Annotated in this window: 19 protein-coding genes; 15 read left to right on the top strand and 4 right to left on the bottom strand. The window is 67.9% G+C overall.

Translation table 11 applies throughout. The annotated features are described in order from the left end of the window. The first annotated feature begins 10 nt into the window (after positions 1-10). Both D5S08_RS11185 and D5S08_RS11190 read left to right on the top strand, forming a co-directional pair. On the top strand, positions 11-901 hold the full coding sequence (locus tag D5S08_RS11185) for a class I SAM-dependent rRNA methyltransferase (RefSeq protein WP_121118512.1): 891 nt from the start codon (positions 11-13) through the stop codon (positions 899-901). Between the two features lie 122 nt (positions 902-1,023). Continuing rightward, a complete protein-coding gene (locus tag D5S08_RS11190) occupies positions 1,024-1,752 on the top strand; it encodes a glycosyltransferase family 2 protein (RefSeq protein WP_162301961.1) in 729 nt (242 codons plus the stop codon). A 189-nt stretch (positions 1,753-1,941) separates the two neighbouring features. On the opposite strand, the gene D5S08_RS11195 is transcribed toward D5S08_RS11190, so the two are convergent. Beyond that, positions 1,942-3,054 carry an acyltransferase family protein gene (locus tag D5S08_RS11195; RefSeq protein ID WP_162301962.1) on the bottom strand — a complete coding sequence of 371 codons (1,113 nt, stop codon included), beginning with the start codon at positions 3,052-3,054 and terminating at the stop codon, positions 1,942-1,944. A 104-nt stretch (positions 3,055-3,158) separates the two neighbouring features. On the opposite strand from D5S08_RS11195, the gene D5S08_RS11200 reads away from it, so the two are divergent. From D5S08_RS11200 to D5S08_RS11225, 6 genes are all read left to right on the top strand, one after another. Beyond that, complete coding sequence (locus D5S08_RS11200) at positions 3,159-3,530, top strand: dihydroneopterin aldolase (protein WP_121118517.1); 372 nt, start codon at positions 3,159-3,161, stop codon at positions 3,528-3,530. Continuing rightward, the gene (locus D5S08_RS11205) at positions 3,530-3,862 is read left to right on the top strand and encodes a Rossmann fold domain-containing protein (RefSeq protein WP_121118519.1); all 333 of its coding nucleotides are present in this window, start codon (positions 3,530-3,532) and stop codon (positions 3,860-3,862) included. Before D5S08_RS11200 ends, D5S08_RS11205 begins: the two co-directional genes overlap by 1 nt. Before the next feature lie 12 nt (positions 3,863-3,874). Beyond that, positions 3,875-4,879 (top strand): GTP 3',8-cyclase MoaA, encoded by a 1,005-nt coding sequence (gene moaA / locus D5S08_RS11210; RefSeq protein ID WP_121118521.1) that lies wholly within the window; start codon positions 3,875-3,877, stop codon positions 4,877-4,879. Further along, the gene (locus D5S08_RS11215; protein WP_338322975.1) at positions 4,879-5,118 is read left to right on the top strand and encodes a MoaD/ThiS family protein; all 240 of its coding nucleotides are present in this window, start codon (positions 4,879-4,881) and stop codon (positions 5,116-5,118) included. Before moaA ends, D5S08_RS11215 begins: the two co-directional genes overlap by 1 nt. Before the next feature lies 1 nt (position 5,119). Beyond that, positions 5,120-5,578, top strand: coding sequence for a molybdenum cofactor biosynthesis protein MoaE (locus D5S08_RS11220; protein ID WP_121118525.1), 459 nt, complete (start codon positions 5,120-5,122; stop codon positions 5,576-5,578). A gap of 104 nt (positions 5,579-5,682) precedes the next feature. Beyond that, positions 5,683-6,003: a DMT family transporter gene (locus D5S08_RS11225; protein ID WP_121118527.1), complete on the top strand. Its 321-nt coding sequence runs from the start codon at positions 5,683-5,685 to the stop codon at positions 6,001-6,003. A 27-nt stretch (positions 6,004-6,030) separates the two neighbouring features. Here D5S08_RS11225 and D5S08_RS11230 read toward each other — a convergent pair whose 3' ends face one another. Next, positions 6,031-6,522, bottom strand: coding sequence for a hypothetical protein (locus D5S08_RS11230; protein WP_121118529.1), 492 nt, complete (start codon positions 6,520-6,522; stop codon positions 6,031-6,033). Positions 6,523-6,710: 188 nt separating this feature from the next. Here D5S08_RS11230 and rplU point away from each other — a divergent pair, with 188 nt between their 5' ends. The 3 genes from rplU to D5S08_RS11245 all read left to right on the top strand — a co-directional run bounded on the left by rplU (position 6,711) and on the right by D5S08_RS11245 (position 8,116). Further along, positions 6,711-7,013 carry a 50S ribosomal protein L21 gene (rplU, locus tag D5S08_RS11235; RefSeq protein WP_121118531.1) on the top strand — a complete coding sequence of 101 codons (303 nt, stop codon included), beginning with the start codon at positions 6,711-6,713 and terminating at the stop codon, positions 7,011-7,013. Between the two features lie 28 nt (positions 7,014-7,041). Beyond that, on the top strand, positions 7,042-7,311 hold the full coding sequence (gene rpmA, locus D5S08_RS11240) for a 50S ribosomal protein L27 (RefSeq protein ID WP_121118533.1): 270 nt from the start codon (positions 7,042-7,044) through the stop codon (positions 7,309-7,311). Between the two features lie 214 nt (positions 7,312-7,525). Further along, a complete protein-coding gene (locus D5S08_RS11245; RefSeq protein ID WP_121118535.1) occupies positions 7,526-8,116 on the top strand; it encodes a GNAT family N-acetyltransferase in 591 nt (196 codons plus the stop codon). Here the strand turns inward: D5S08_RS11245 and D5S08_RS11250 are convergent. Next, the gene (locus tag D5S08_RS11250; RefSeq protein WP_121118537.1) at positions 8,086-8,997 is read right to left on the bottom strand and encodes a metal-dependent hydrolase; all 912 of its coding nucleotides are present in this window, start codon (positions 8,995-8,997) and stop codon (positions 8,086-8,088) included. The two genes, D5S08_RS11245 and D5S08_RS11250, sit on opposite strands and share 31 nt — an antisense overlap. 28 nt (positions 8,998-9,025) lie before the next feature. On the opposite strand from D5S08_RS11250, the gene D5S08_RS11255 reads away from it, so the two are divergent. Beyond that, positions 9,026-9,595: a TetR/AcrR family transcriptional regulator gene (locus D5S08_RS11255; protein ID WP_121118539.1), complete on the top strand. Its 570-nt coding sequence runs from the start codon at positions 9,026-9,028 to the stop codon at positions 9,593-9,595. Here the strand turns inward: D5S08_RS11255 and ygfZ are convergent. Further along, positions 9,586-10,320, bottom strand: coding sequence for a CAF17-like 4Fe-4S cluster assembly/insertion protein YgfZ (gene ygfZ, locus D5S08_RS11260; RefSeq protein WP_121118541.1), 735 nt, complete (start codon positions 10,318-10,320; stop codon positions 9,586-9,588). The genes D5S08_RS11255 and ygfZ overlap by 10 nt on opposite strands. 76 nt (positions 10,321-10,396) lie before the next feature. Between ygfZ and D5S08_RS11265 the strand changes: the two genes are divergently transcribed. From D5S08_RS11265 to D5S08_RS11275, 3 genes are all read left to right on the top strand, one after another. Continuing rightward, a complete protein-coding gene (locus tag D5S08_RS11265) occupies positions 10,397-12,022 on the top strand; it encodes a phospholipase D family protein (RefSeq protein ID WP_206610325.1) in 1,626 nt (541 codons plus the stop codon). A 172-nt stretch (positions 12,023-12,194) separates the two neighbouring features. Beyond that, positions 12,195-12,698 carry a DUF4262 domain-containing protein gene (locus D5S08_RS11270; protein WP_121118545.1) on the top strand — a complete coding sequence of 168 codons (504 nt, stop codon included), beginning with the start codon at positions 12,195-12,197 and terminating at the stop codon, positions 12,696-12,698. A 189-nt stretch (positions 12,699-12,887) separates the two neighbouring features. Then, entirely contained in the window at positions 12,888-13,304 is a 417-nt protein-coding gene (locus tag D5S08_RS11275; protein WP_121118547.1) for a hypothetical protein, read from the top strand. The last annotated feature ends 35 nt before the right edge of the window (positions 13,305-13,339 follow it).

Raw genomic sequence — 13,339 nt, forward strand, 5'->3', positions numbered from 1 at the left:
TCGTGGGCTGATGGCAGAATTTCGCGAACAGCCAGTGCTGCTGGCCGGCGCCGGCTGGGGCGATTACGGGCTGATCGACAGCGGCGACGGGCGCAAGCTGGAACGCTATGGCCCGCACCGCCTGATCCGCCCGGAAGGGCAGGCGCTGTGGCCGCCGCGCCGGGGTGACTGGCAGGCGGATGGCGAGTTCATCCCCGGATCGGACGAGGATGGCGGCGGCCGCTGGCAGTTCGACCATGCATTGCCGGCGGATGGCTGGCCGCTGGCGCGCGGCGATGTGCGCTTCACCGCGCAATGCACCCCGTTCCGCCACCTGGCGTTCTTCCCCGACATGGCCCCGGTGTGGGACTGGATGGGCGATCAGCTGGCCGGCCTGGCCGCTCCGGCGGAGACGCTGAACCTGTTCGGCTACACCGGTGTGGGCACGCTGTCGCTCTCCGCCCACGGCCCCGTCACGCATGTCGATGCCAGCAAGAAATCGGTGGCGCAGGCGCGCGCCAACGCCGCCCTGTCCGGCATGGAGGACCGCCCGGTCCGCTGGCTGGTGGACGATGCCGCGAAGTTCGCCGCGCGCGAGGTGCGGCGGGGGCGGCGTTATGACGGCATCATCCTGGACCCGCCGAAATTCGGCCGCGGCCCCGGCGGGGAAGTCTGGCGGCTGGAGGAGCACCTGCCGCCGCTGCTGGCCGATTGCCGCCGCCTGCTGGATGGCGACAGCCGCTTCCTGTTCCTCACCGTCTATGCCGTGCGCATGTCCAGCCTGGCGCTGGGCGGCCTGCTGCACGGCCTGTTCGCCGACCTGCCCGGCACGGTGGAGCATGGCGATCTGGCGATGCGCGAGGAAGGCGAGGGCGGCCGCCTGCTGCCCACGGCCATCTTCGCGCGCTGGTCGCGAGGGTAGCGCCTCGACCTCCGCGATTTCGCCGGGGGAGAGTGGAAAGTGGATGGATTGCTGATCGCTGCAGAGACTGCCGGCGCGCCGAGGACAACCACCCCCAAGTCCGCTGTTATAGGATGTTGCTCATGACTTTAAGCATTGTTGTAAACTTTTATAACAACGAGGAGGGAGTGGACGCACTCATTCGTAATTACGAGTCGATCGTTAAAAGGTATCCACAACAGTGCGAGCTCGTCCTTGTCGATGATCACAGTGACAAGGTAATGGATTTTTCAAGCTACCAATCGGTTCCGGATCTTAGAATTTTCAGAGTGCTGGATGATATCACGTGGAATCAGGCCGGCGCACGGAATGTTGGCGCACTTGAAGCTAGAAATCAGGTGATCTTGTTCATGGATGTCGATCATCTCATTGAGCCCGATCAAGTGGACCTTGTTCTTGCCACGGCCCGCCAGCTGCGGCTTGGCGAAAAGGTGACTCCATCTCGCCGGACATTTCGGAAGATTGGGGATCAAAGGGAAGTTGAAGAGCTAAAGCATAATGTGAATTGCTTCATGATAAGGCGGCAGGACTTCTTCAAGGTTGGCGGCTACGATGAACTGTTTGCCGGACACTACGGTCGTGAAGACAGCTTCTTCTCGCTTTGCTGCAAAAGGCAGGGATTGGAGAACAAGCTTGGCCACTTTACGCTGAGTAACGTAAAAGATCGCTCAACCAAAGGCTTGGACCGCGACAAATATCATAATGACATTGTATTTCATAATTTGACCACAGCAAAGATGTGTAAATCTTCTCTGGCGTTTTCATGTAACTACGAAATGGTATTGCAGACTAACTCCCGCATCGGAGGATGATGCGTTGAGTAGATCTACAAAGGGCCATGCCACCGTCGCACTCAGTTCAATCATCGTGACTTCCGGTCGGATCATTCGATATTAGACCTCATACTCTGTGCGTTCCCGACAGATTTAGGAGGCGGAACCCGCTGGCATCATCTCCCATCCGGGCTGAGGCGGAGCAGCCCTTCCGTGACACGTGGACGGCTACAGTGCGGAGCGCTCAGGCTGCGGACGCCGCGCATAGGGGAACAGGCGCTTCAGCCCGTTGAACGGCTGTTCCACCCAGTGCCATGATGCCGCGCCCAGGGCGATCGCCACCACGCTGACGACCATGAAGGTCACCGGTCCCGGCTGGTCCCAGTTCCGCGCCGGCATGGCCGCGATCACCAACACCCAGGCGAGCAGGTGCCAGATATACAGGCCATAGCTGATCCGCCCCAGATAGCGGACGGCGCGATATTCCAGCGCACGGCCGACCCGCCCCGGGATGCCATGGCGCGCGGCCAGCACCAGGAAGGCCATCGGCACGGTGCAGGCGAAGTCCATCACGGCATAGGGCAGGTCGATCAGCACAGTCGCGCCGACCAGCGCCAGGCACAGCAGGCTGGCGCCGGCCAGGATCTGCAGCAGCCGTTCCCGCGCGGCGATGTCGCCAGCCTGCCGGTGGAGCAGCGCCGCCACCAGCCCGCCCAGCGCCAGCGCGTCCATCATCGCCGGCATCAGCACGTCCTGCGGCGGCATGTCCGGCCAGATCAGCCCGCAGGCGAAGCGGAACGCGACGCCGCCCGCGATCGTCGCCGCCAGCATCGCCAGCAGCCAGCGGCGCGGGACCAGCAGCATGACCAGCGGCCAGACGACGTAGAACTGCTCCTCCACCGACAGGGTCCACAGATGGACCGTCGTCCACGGCTCCCAGTCGGGCTGGCGCGCATACCACAGGTTGGACAGGAAGGTGACGTGGTACTCCGCCGTTTCCCGCACCCCCTCCACGTTCAGCGCGATGGCGATGGCCAGCATCAGGTAATAGGTCGGGAACAGCCGCAGGATGCGCCGGGCGTAGAAGCTGCGCAGCAGCGGTCCCAGCGGGGCGGGGCCGGCGGCGGGGCGCTGTTCCAGCAGGATGCCGGTGATCAGGAAGCCGCTGAGCACGAAGAACAGCCGCACGCCCAGATGGCCCAGATGCCCCGATTGCAGCCAGTAATGCGTGATCAGCACGCACATGACCGCCAGCGCGCGCAGGCCGTCCAGCTGCGGGAAGTGCCGGCCGGCCACCTGTAGGGCAGGGCCGGTGGTTGCCCCGGCCAGGCGTGCCTCCATCTGCATCATACCCCTCCCGCTCCCGCGCTTGTTCAGCAATCGGTGCCCGGTTGCAACCGTCGCGCCCGCTGGACAGCACGGCGCCTGCCTGCCAGTGCGCGCCCATGGCCGACCGACTGATGCTGGAAATCGCCGATTTCGTGCACGACGTGCACACCGGCATCTATTCGGAAGAGACCGGCAAGCCGCAGCCGCTGCGCTTTACCATCACTGTCGAGATGAAGCCGGCGGAACGCTACGCGCCCGATACGCCGCTGTCGGCCAGCAAGAACTACATGGACCTGAAGTTCGCCGGGTCCGACGCCCTGCCGGCGGGGGTCCACTTCACGCTGATCGAATCGGTGGCCGACCATGTGGCGGAAACCCTGTTCGTCGCCGATGCGCGCGTGCTGGTGGTGACGGTGAAGATCGTGAAGCTGGCGCTGAGCGAGGCGGACGAGCAGATCGGCATCACCCTGCGGCGGGAACGCCGCTGATGGCGCAGGCCGTGCTGGTGGCGGGGCCGCTGGCCGCCGCGCCGCTGGATGCCGCCGCCGCGTTCCATGCCGCCGACCTGCCGCGCGCGCGTGCGCTGCTGGAGCAAGGCGACGATCTCGCCATCCATTTCCCGCTTGCCGATCACCCCTATCGCGCCTGGCGGCTGGCGATTGTGCAGGAATTGGCGCGCGAGGCGGCACCACGGCGCGTCAACGGCGTTGAGGGGCATGATGATCCAGCGACCGCCGCCACCATCGCCTGGCTGGCGGATGCGCCCGCCATCACCGGGCAGTTGTTCGCCGTGGATGGCAATTCCGGCAGTCGGGCCTAGATTGGCTGCTGGATGAGCTGTGCCTCCGGCCCTCTTGTGGATGCGTTCGACCGCCGCATCACCTATCTGCGCCTGTCGGTGACGGACCGGTGCGACCTGCGCTGCACCTATTGCATGCCCGAACGCATGCAGTTCCTGCCCCGCAAGGAGGTGCTGAGCCTGGAGGAACTGCACCGGCTGGCGCTTGCCATGATCGACCGCGGCATCCGCAAGATTCGTCTGACCGGGGGCGAGCCGCTGGTCCGGCGCGACGTGATCGAGCTGGTGCAGGCGCTGGGCCGCCGGCTGGGAGACGGGCTGGACGAGCTGACGCTCACCACCAACGGCACGCAGCTCGCCACCCATGCGGAGGCGCTGTTCGCGGCCGGCATCCGGCGGGTCAACGTCTCGCTCGACACGCTGGACCCGGGCCTGTTCTTCGAACTGACCCGGCGGGACCAGCTGGCGCAGGTGCTGGAAGGCATCCGCGCGGCTGCCGCTGCGGGCCTGGCGGTCAAGCTGAACATCGTGGCGCTGAAGGGGCTGAACCAGCACGAGATTCCCGACCTGGTCGCCTGGGCGCACGGGCACGGGCACGAGGTGACGCTGATCGAGGTCATGCCGCTGGGCGAGGTCGAGGGCGAGCGGGTGGACCATTACCTGCCGCTGACCGCCGTGCGCGACGATCTGGAGGCACGCTGGACGCTGGTGGACAGCGCGCACCGGTCCGGCGGGCCGGCGCGCTATGTCGATGTGCTGGAAACCGGCGGGCGGCTGGGCTTCATCACGCCGCTGACCAACAATTTCTGCGCCACCTGCAACCGCATCCGGGTGACGGCGACCGGGCAGCTGTTCGCTTGCCTTGGCGGGGCGGAGCAGGTCGACCTGCGCGCGGCCTTGCGATCGGACACGCCGGATGCGCTGCTGGCAGAGGCGCTGGACACCGCCATGGCCATCAAGCCGGAGCGGCACCATTTCACCCATGTGCGCGGCGCCGCGCCGGCGCAGCCGCGGCACATGTCGCTGACCGGCGGGTGATGGTCACGCTCGTTTTCCTCGGCCGTCTTGCCGGGCAGGCTGGCGGAGCGACTCGCCAGCTGCCCGCGCCGCTGGACTGGGCGGGCCTGCTGGGCGCGCTCGACACCGTATTGGCGGCGCAGATCGCCAGCGACCGGGTGCGGCTGGCGCTGAACGGCGCGCTGCTGGCAGACAAGACGCAGCTGCAGGCGGGCGATGGGGACGAGGTCGCCCTGCTGCCGCCGGTCAGCGGCGGCTGAGATGGGCGCCGACATCCGCCTGCTGGACGCGCCCTTTGCGCCCGGCGCGGCGGTGGATGCCTTTGCCGCCGCCCATCCGCAGGCCGGCGGGATCACCAGCTTCACCGGGCAGGTCCGGCTGGACAGCGATGTGCTGGCGCTGGAACTGAGCCATTATGCCCCGCTGACTTTGCCGGGGATGACGGCGCTGGGCGAACAGGTTCTGGCCCGCTGGCCGCTCGCCGGCCTGCTGATCTGGCACCGCACCGGCCTAATGCGGCCGGGCGAGCCGATCGTGCTGGTCGCGGCCGCTGCGCGCCATCGGCGCGATGCGTTTCAGGCGGCGGATTACGCGATAGACCATCTGAAATCCGATGCCTGGTTCTGGAAGCGGGAGCAGCGCGCCGATGGCTGGCACTGGATCGAGCCGCGCGAGCAGGATCATGCCGATCTGGCCCGCTGGCGCGAATCGCCCGCTTGATGGGCGGCCCGGCCTGACCTAGATCGCCGGGGCGGCGACCACGTTCCCGCCCCACGGTGGGTGATCAAGACCGGGACGGCCCGGCAGCTTTGAAGGAGGCTGCAATGGCGTGGATCGCCCTGGTTGTCGCGGGTCTGTTCGAGGTCGTCTGGGCCTCCGCCATGAAGGAGTCGCAAGGCTTCACCCGGCTGTTGCCCAGCATCGTCACGGCGGTCGCCATGCTCGTCAGCTTCGGCTTGCTCGCATGGTCGATGCGCGTGCTGCCGCTGGGGACGGCCTACACGATCTGGACCGGGATCGGCGCGATCGGCGCCTTCGTGGTGGGCGTGACCTTCCTGGGGGAGACGCTGTCCGCCATGCGGGTGGCAGCCGCCCTGCTGATCGTGAGCGGGCTGGTGCTGATGAAGCTGTCCAGCCCCGCCTGACCCGCACCCGGGCAGGCCGCGCGTGCCTTAGTTCCCCAGCCCGGCCAGCACGGCGTCCTCCTGCTGTGCCAGCGCCTCCACCTCGGCGTGCACGGCGGCGATGCGGTCCAGGTCCTCGCCGGCGCTGGACGCTTCCACATACAACCGGTCCATGCTGGCGAGCGGGACCAGCGTGCGGCTGTGCGCCGCCCCCAGGCTGGACCGGGCGACCTGCGCGCGGGCCCAGGCCTCGCTGCCCACCGCGGCATTGCGGCCGGCGGTCACCAGGCGAGTCGCCTGCGCCGTCTGTTCGGTGAAGGCGCCGTGCGCCGCGCGGGCCTCTGCCGCCAGCGCATCCAGGCTGGCGAGGGCGGCGGCGGGCGGCGGGGGCGGGATGTGGCGCGGCGGCGGGGTCCAGGCACCGCTGGCGCGTTCGGCCGGGCGAATCGCCAGGCTGGGATAGCCTTCCGCCGCCGGCGCACAGGCCGGCAGGAAAAGCGGCAGCAGCAGCAGGGCCGCGATGGGGGTGTTGCGTCGCATCGCCTTCCGCCTTAGCGGGGGTGGCGGCCAAGGGCCAGATCGTCGGGTTGGAGGGTGTGCAAAGCGGGCGCGGCCATTGACAGCCCGGCCGCTGTCCCTTATCGGCCCTGCACTTTCCGGCGCCCGTTTCGGGTGCCCTGTCGGCGTTCCGCAGTGGGGCGTCATCGCAAGAACGGATACGAGACACCATGTTCGCAGTAGTGCGCACCGGCGGTAAGCAGTACCGCGTCGCCGCAGGAGACAAGATCGCGGTCGAGAAGCTGGCCGGCGAGGCTGGCGAGACGATCACGCTGGGCGACATCCTGCTCGCCGGCGAAGACGATGGCCTGGCCGATGTGGCCGGCGTGACCGTCAGCGCCGAAATCATCGCCCAGGCGAAGAGCGAGAAGGTGATCGTGTTCAAGAAGCGCCGCCGGCACAACTACCGCCGCAAGAACGGTCATCGCCAGCAGCTGACGCTGCTGCGCATCGTTTCGGTCGGCAAGGCTTAAGCCCGGCTGGGCTTCGAGGAGTTAGACAATGGCACATAAGAAAGCAGGCGGCTCGTCGCGCAACGGTCGCGACTCGGAAGGCCGGCGCCTTGGCGTGAAGAAGTTCGGCGGCCAGGTCGTGGTCGGCGGCAACATTCTCGTGCGTCAGCGCGGCACCAAGTTCTATCCCGGCACCAATGTCGGCATCGGCAAGGATCACACCCTGTTCTCGCTGGGCGAAGGCCGCGTGCGCTTTCACACCGGCAAGCTGGGCCGTTCCTACGTGTCGGTCGACATGATGGCCGAGGCCGCAGAATAACATCAGGATAGTTCGCTGACGGGGCTGTCCAGACGGGATGGCCCAGCCGGCGCGACGATACCGGTTTATCGAGGGAGATGGGGCCACCCCGTCTCCCTTTTTTGCATTCTCCCTCTCCACCGGCTGGCCCTGGCATCGTTTTGCAACAGGTCTGCCATCACTTCGCCACAAGCGCCTGCGAGAAGGTTGCGTGGTGGGATATGGAGACACGAGAATGTTCATCCGCACCGAACGCCTGTTCTTGCGGCCCGCCTGGGCAGAGGATGCACCCGCGCTGACCCGGGCCATCGCGCATGCGCCGGTGGCGCGGATGCTGGCGCGCGTGCCATGGCCTTACGAGGAAAGCGATGCGCTCGCCTGGATCGGCGCTCCGCGCGATCCGCTCCTTCCCGGTCTGCTGGTCACGATCCCGGATGAAGGCGGCACGGTGATCGGCGGCTGCGGCCTGCACGCGGGTGCCGAGGGTGCCCCGGCGGAGGTCGGCTACTGGATCACGCCCGCCGCGCAGGGACATGGCTATGCGCGGGAGGCGCTGTCGGGCCTGCTCGCCATCGCCCGCATGGCCGGCCACCGGCACCTGCGCGGGCGGCACATGGCCGACAATCCCGCTTCGGGCCGCGTGCTGGTGGCCGCCGGTTTTCGCCCGACCGAGGCCGTCGGCACCTGCGCCAGCCTGGCGCGCGGCGGGGCGGCACCGGCGGTGGAGTACGAGACGGATCTGGCCGATGGCGACCCGGCCCAAGCCGGGCGATCGGCCTGGGTCCGGTCGGACGCCTATGTGGCCGGCATCAACGCCGCGGCGTGATCGTGCCCGGTCCGGGGCGCATCGTAGCCCCGGATCAGCGCCGAATCGTCCCGGTCCCACGGATGGAAGCCCGGCAGGAAGAAGGCGGCCCAGGCGGGCAGCAGGCGGCGCAGCATGCCCGGCCGACCCAGCAGGTACCAGGCCAGCCGCGCCTTGGCCCGCATGCCGGTGATCCCGTCCTGCGCCAGAAGGTCCAGCGCGTCGCGATTGGCGCTGCGCATGAAGTTGCGCGTGACGCGCAGCATCAGCGCGCTGCGCAGGCTCCAGCGCTTCCACCGGCTCATGCTGCGGGTCGCGTGGTTCCAGGTGTCGTAAGCCACCGCCTTGTGCTCGATCTCCTCGACCGAGTGCCAGCGCCACAGTTCCGCCTGTTCGTTGTCCCCGCTGATGTAGCGGTCGGGCTGCGCCAGGAACTCGTGCGCGAACAGGGCGGTGAAGTGCTCCAGCGCGACGGTGACGCCCAGCCATACGATCGGCGGCGCCGCGCGCACCTCGTCCATCTGCACATCGAGCCGCGCCTGCACGCCCGACAGGTCGTAGCCGGCATCCTCGACCGCACGGTTGAAGGCGAGGTGCTCCCGCGTGTGATTGACCTCCTGCTTCACGAAGTCGCGGATTTCTTCCGCCAGCTTCGGCGGCACGCCATCGCGGAACGCCTTCACCGCATCGATGAACAGGGTCTCGCCCTGCGGGAAGGTGATCGACAGGCCGTTCAGCCAGGCGGTGCCGACCGGGTCGCCATCGGCCCACCAGCGGCTGGCTGGCGCATGGCCATCGCGCGCACGGCCGAAGCGGCGGTTGCGCACCACGATGGGCGGGGTTGCGGAAGCCGGCTGCTTGCCGGCGCGCGGGCTGCCTTCTAGGCCGATGGTCTTGCTCATGACCCGGAAATGGGATTAACTGACACCAATGTCAATAAGAACACGCCTCTCCTCAGAGCAGAGCCGTGCGCAGGCGCTGCAGGCCGCGCATGATCTGCTGCTGGCGGACGGGCCCGCCGCGGTCACGCTGAAGGCGGTGGCGGGCCGGATCGGGCGGACCCATGCCAATCTGCTGCACCATTTCGGCAGCGCGGCGGGATTGCAGCAGGCGCTGGTGCAGCACCTGACGGCGCAGGTCAGCGCCTCCATCGCGGCATCGGTGCTGGGCGGGGTCGCCACCCCTCGCGCAATTGTCGATCTGGTGTTCGATGCCTTCGACACCGGCGGCGGTGGCGCTCTGGCGCAATGGATGCTCGCCACCAACCAGCACGGCGCGCTGGACCCCTTCGCCGCCGCGATCGGCCAGGTGGTGGATGGATTGTTCGGGCAAGGCGGCACCGCCCCGGCGCGCCTGCACCAGACCGCGCTGGCGCTGGTGCTGCTGGCGCTGGGCGATGCGCTGCTGGGCCAGCGGCTGGCCGGCGCAATGGCGCTGCCCCCCTCCGCCGCGAGGGCAGAGGCCGAGACGCTGGTCGCGGCGGCGCTGGCTCAGTCCTGAGCGGCCATCCAGCCGGGTCGCAGATCGTTCGGGATGTCGGCCACCCGCAGGTGATCCACCGCGAAGCCCAGTTCGGGATATTCCGCCCGCCGCCGTGCCGCATCGCCGCGATCCAGCGGCACCACCAGCAGCCGGCGATTGACCTTCTGCCGCCAGTTCATGCGCGCGGTGTTCTCCTGCCCGACATAGCAGCCCTTGGTGAAGCTGACGCCGTTCAGCTCCACGGCGTTCGCCTCCAGCCACAGCGTGTCGCCCAGCTCCGCGCGGCCTTCCGCCACGCCCAGCGACAGCCGGTGGCGCAGCCATGCGGCATCGGCCGGCGCGGCGGCGGGGTCGGCCGGCGCGATCCACCGGCGACCCAGTGCGGGCAGGCGCGGATCGGGGGTGCCCGCCGCGCCATCCGCCTGCCAGTACACCGCCAGCCCATCCTCCCGCACGATCGCGATCCGCTTGCGCAGGCGGTACAGCGACAGGCGTCGGACCAGATCGTCCGCGAACGCCGCCTCGCAATCCAGCAGCAGCGCGCCATCCGCGCTCCCAGGCATCCTGGGCCACACCAGAAAGTCGAACAGCGCCTTGCCCTGTGCGCTCAGCAGCGCGGCCCAGACGGGCAGCGGCCCGCTGACATCATTGGTCACCAGCCCCTGCAGGAAGGTGGCGGGATCATCCCCGGCCGCCCCCGTCAGGCTGACCACCGCGCGATCGAACAAGCATCCCTGATCCATGTTGTGCAGATGGCAGGACCGTGACCCTTTTCAAGCAGCGCTTGCGTCCGGCCCCACGGCCCGGCACCACACGGCCATGCGTGTGACACACTGGATCAGGACCCATCCGCTGGCCGCCGGCGCCGCCGCGCTGGCCACGATCTTTGCCGGGCTGGCGCTCGCCAGCCGCCTGCCGCGCCGCAACCGGGCGGGCAGCGAGCCGATCCCGCAGGACGCGCCGCCCGTGGGGGAAACGCGGCTGGCGAAGGGGGCGCAACGGCAATGCGCCGACCATCCCGGCCTGTCCGGGCTGCATTTGCTGGAGGACGGGCTGGACGCCTTCGCCGCCCGCCTGCTGCTGATCCGCCAGGCGGAGCGGACGCTGGATCTGCAATATTACATCTGGCACGGCGATCGCACCGGCACCCTGCTGCTGGAGGAACTGCACAAGGCGGCGGAGCGCGGCGTGCGCATCCGCCTGCTGCTGGACGACAACGGCATCGCCGGGCTGGACCGCGCGCTCGGCGCGCTGGACGGGCATCCGCGGATCGAGGTGCGGCTGTTCAACCCGTTCCGCATCCGCTGGCCCAAGGCGATCGGCTACCTTACCGACTTCCCCCGCCTGAACCGCCGGATGCACAACAAGAGCCTGACCGCGGATTGCGCCGCCACCATCGTGGGCGGCCGCAATGTGGGGGACGAATATTACAGCGCCCATGACGGCGCGCTGTTCGCCGACCTGGACGTGCTGGCGATCGGCCCCGTGGTGGACGAGGTGACCGAGGATTTCGAGCGGTACTGGACCTGCGCCGCCGCCTTCCCCGCCGCGCAGATCCTGCACCAGATCGGCCGCCCGCAGCGCCGCAAGCTGGAGAAGCGCGCCTCCGTGGTGGAGCGCGATCCCTCTGCCCGCGCCTATGTCGAGCGGGTGGAGACGTTGCCGCTGGTCGACCAGCTGGGCGATGGCACGCTGCCGCTGCACTGGGCGGAAGTGGACATGATCAGCGACGATCCCGCCAAGGCATGGGGTGGCGCGAAGCGGGAAGGGCTGCTGGCCGGGCAGCTGGCGAAGGCCATCGGCGAGCCGCAGCAGCAGCTCGGCATCATCTCCGGCTACTTCGTGCCCGGCCAACAGGGCGTGACGGAGATCTGCGAACTGGCGCGGCAGGGCGTGACCGTGTGCATCCTGACCAATGGCTATTCCGCCAGCGACGTGCCGCTGGTGCATGCCGGCTATGCCCCGTGGCGGCGGCAATTGCTGGAGGCCGGCGTGCATCTGTGGGAGATCGCCCGGCGGAGCGAGGGCCATCCGTCGCGCAAGGAACGCCGCCGCGGCGTGCGGCTGGGCATCGGCAGCAACCTGGCGGGCAGCGGGACCGGGCGGGCCGCCGCCTATCGCGGGGGCGCCTCCACCCTGCATGCCAAGACCTTCACGGTGGACCGGGACCGCCTGTTCATCGGCTCCTTCAATTTCGACCAGCGCTCGATCGACCTCAATACGGAAATGGGCTTTATGATCCGCTCGCCGGAGCTGGCGGCCAAGGTGGCGGATTCGTTCGAAGGCACCATCCCCGGACATGCCTGGCGGGTGCGCCTCGCGGCTGATGGCGCGATGGAGTGGGAGCGCGAAGGGGAGGTGTGCGCGGAGGAGCCCGGCATGGGCTGGCGCGCCCACCTGCTGGTCGCCATCGGCCAGCGCCTGCCGATCGCCTGGTTGTTGTGACGCAAGCGTCCGCCCACGGCCGCAGCCCTCTTCCCTTCAGGAAGTGGGGACGTCGAGCCGGCAGCGGATGCAATGTCCGCTTTCCTGTGGTGTCGCCCCAAAAGCCGTCAGGCAGCCAACGCCCCCATCTCAGTCATTGCGATCAGCGAGATTCCCAGCCAAACACAGCCACATGAAGACCGCGCTTGATCTCGATGAAGCTGAACTCAACTCCGCAGACAGCGACTTCCTTTTCAAACTCCAAGAGCATGGCTGGTTCAGCACGCGCGTCTTCGACCCTGACAAACAGGAACCCGACTTCACTTACTCAACCGGTTTCTTCCACGGCTTAGGCCATCCAGAAATCATCGTATTCTCTTTGCCTAAGCAGGTGTCCCACGATATCCTCTGGGATCTCTACCGTGACATTCGCGAGGGGAAGGTTCCGGAACCCGGAGCAAGGTTGTCAGGGGTCTTTGGAAACCATCAGGCCGTGCTCCTTCCTGTCTCTCGCGATTTCTATGCTGAGCATCTCGGCCGAAGCTGCTGGTTCTACCGCGGTGATAATTTCCCCTGCCTTCAGCTTATTTGGCCAGACCGCGAGGGCCACTTCCCATGGCAGTCAGATTTCGATCCGGAGTTTGCAGGCGATCAGCCCGACTTAACAGATGGCATCTGGAGCGGCCTTACTACCTGACGGCAGGAATCCACCCAAACATCGACATAGAAGCGGCTTGTAGCGCACCCCGAAAGCGGTCGCATGATCTGCGAGGGTTCCGCCGGGCGGGCGCTTGCGGCGTGACAGTGCTGGCCATTTCAAATCCTGTCCATTAGCCTTCCCGATGCGGGCGCCAAAGACCCGCGAACAAATGGGAGAAGGCAGCCTATGTCGCTGACGATTATGCAGGGTGTGGTGGTGGGCGCGCTGGCGCTGGCGGTGCCGGCGGGCGGGTACTGGCTGGGGCAGATGAGCTCCACCGATGTCAGGTTCCTGCGCGGCACGGACACGGCGTCGGTCGCCGGTGCGGTGACGGGTGATGCCGCGCATGATTACCGGGTGAAGGCAGAGGCCGGCCAGCTGCTGGAGGTGGCGCTGGCCGGATCGCCGCAGGTCGGCTTCGACGTGCTGGCCCCCGGCAGCGACCGCGCGATCGGCACCGGATCCGGCGGACAGGCCTGGCGCGGCACGGTGTCCGATGCCGGCGCCTACACCATCCGCGTGCATCACCAGGACGATAGCGCGGCCAAGGGGAGCGACAGGTTCGACCTGAAGGTATCACGACGCGACCCCGCCGACGGCTGAATCGCCGAAGATGTTGAAAAGCCGCCGCCTCGGCC

This window comes from Croceibacterium ferulae (genome assembly GCF_003660445.1).
GTDB classification, from domain to species: Bacteria; Pseudomonadota; Alphaproteobacteria; order Sphingomonadales; family Sphingomonadaceae; genus Croceibacterium; species Croceibacterium ferulae.

Coding starts and splice junctions, on each gene's coding strand:
- D5S08_RS11270 (WP_121118545.1), top strand. CDS start 12,195: ATGAAGACCGCGCTTGATCTCGATGAAGCTGAACTCAACTCCGCAGAC.
- rplU (WP_121118531.1), top strand. CDS start 6,711: ATGTTCGCAGTAGTGCGCACCGGCGGTAAGCAGTACCGCGTCGCCGCA.
- D5S08_RS11195 (WP_162301962.1), bottom strand. CDS start 3,054: ATGGAGGCACGCCTGGCCGGGGCAACCACCGGCCCTGCCCTACAGGTG.
- D5S08_RS11220 (WP_121118525.1), top strand. CDS start 5,120: ATGGGCGCCGACATCCGCCTGCTGGACGCGCCCTTTGCGCCCGGCGCG.
- rpmA (WP_121118533.1), top strand. CDS start 7,042: ATGGCACATAAGAAAGCAGGCGGCTCGTCGCGCAACGGTCGCGACTCG.
- D5S08_RS11215 (WP_338322975.1), top strand. CDS start 4,879: ATGGTCACGCTCGTTTTCCTCGGCCGTCTTGCCGGGCAGGCTGGCGGA.
- D5S08_RS11185 (WP_121118512.1), top strand. CDS start 11: ATGGCAGAATTTCGCGAACAGCCAGTGCTGCTGGCCGGCGCCGGCTGG.
- D5S08_RS11200 (WP_121118517.1), top strand. CDS start 3,159: ATGGCCGACCGACTGATGCTGGAAATCGCCGATTTCGTGCACGACGTG.
- D5S08_RS11250 (WP_121118537.1), bottom strand. CDS start 8,997: ATGAGCAAGACCATCGGCCTAGAAGGCAGCCCGCGCGCCGGCAAGCAG.
- D5S08_RS11190 (WP_162301961.1), top strand. CDS start 1,024: ATGACTTTAAGCATTGTTGTAAACTTTTATAACAACGAGGAGGGAGTG.
- D5S08_RS11255 (WP_121118539.1), top strand. CDS start 9,026: ATGTCAATAAGAACACGCCTCTCCTCAGAGCAGAGCCGTGCGCAGGCG.
- D5S08_RS11205 (WP_121118519.1), top strand. CDS start 3,530: ATGGCGCAGGCCGTGCTGGTGGCGGGGCCGCTGGCCGCCGCGCCGCTG.
- ygfZ (WP_121118541.1), bottom strand. CDS start 10,320: ATGGATCAGGGATGCTTGTTCGATCGCGCGGTGGTCAGCCTGACGGGG.
- D5S08_RS11225 (WP_121118527.1), top strand. CDS start 5,683: ATGGCGTGGATCGCCCTGGTTGTCGCGGGTCTGTTCGAGGTCGTCTGG.
- D5S08_RS11275 (WP_121118547.1), top strand. CDS start 12,888: ATGTCGCTGACGATTATGCAGGGTGTGGTGGTGGGCGCGCTGGCGCTG.
- moaA (WP_121118521.1), top strand. CDS start 3,875: ATGAGCTGTGCCTCCGGCCCTCTTGTGGATGCGTTCGACCGCCGCATC.
- D5S08_RS11245 (WP_121118535.1), top strand. CDS start 7,526: ATGTTCATCCGCACCGAACGCCTGTTCTTGCGGCCCGCCTGGGCAGAG.
- D5S08_RS11265 (WP_206610325.1), top strand. CDS start 10,397: ATGCGTGTGACACACTGGATCAGGACCCATCCGCTGGCCGCCGGCGCC.
- D5S08_RS11230 (WP_121118529.1), bottom strand. CDS start 6,522: ATGCGACGCAACACCCCCATCGCGGCCCTGCTGCTGCTGCCGCTTTTC.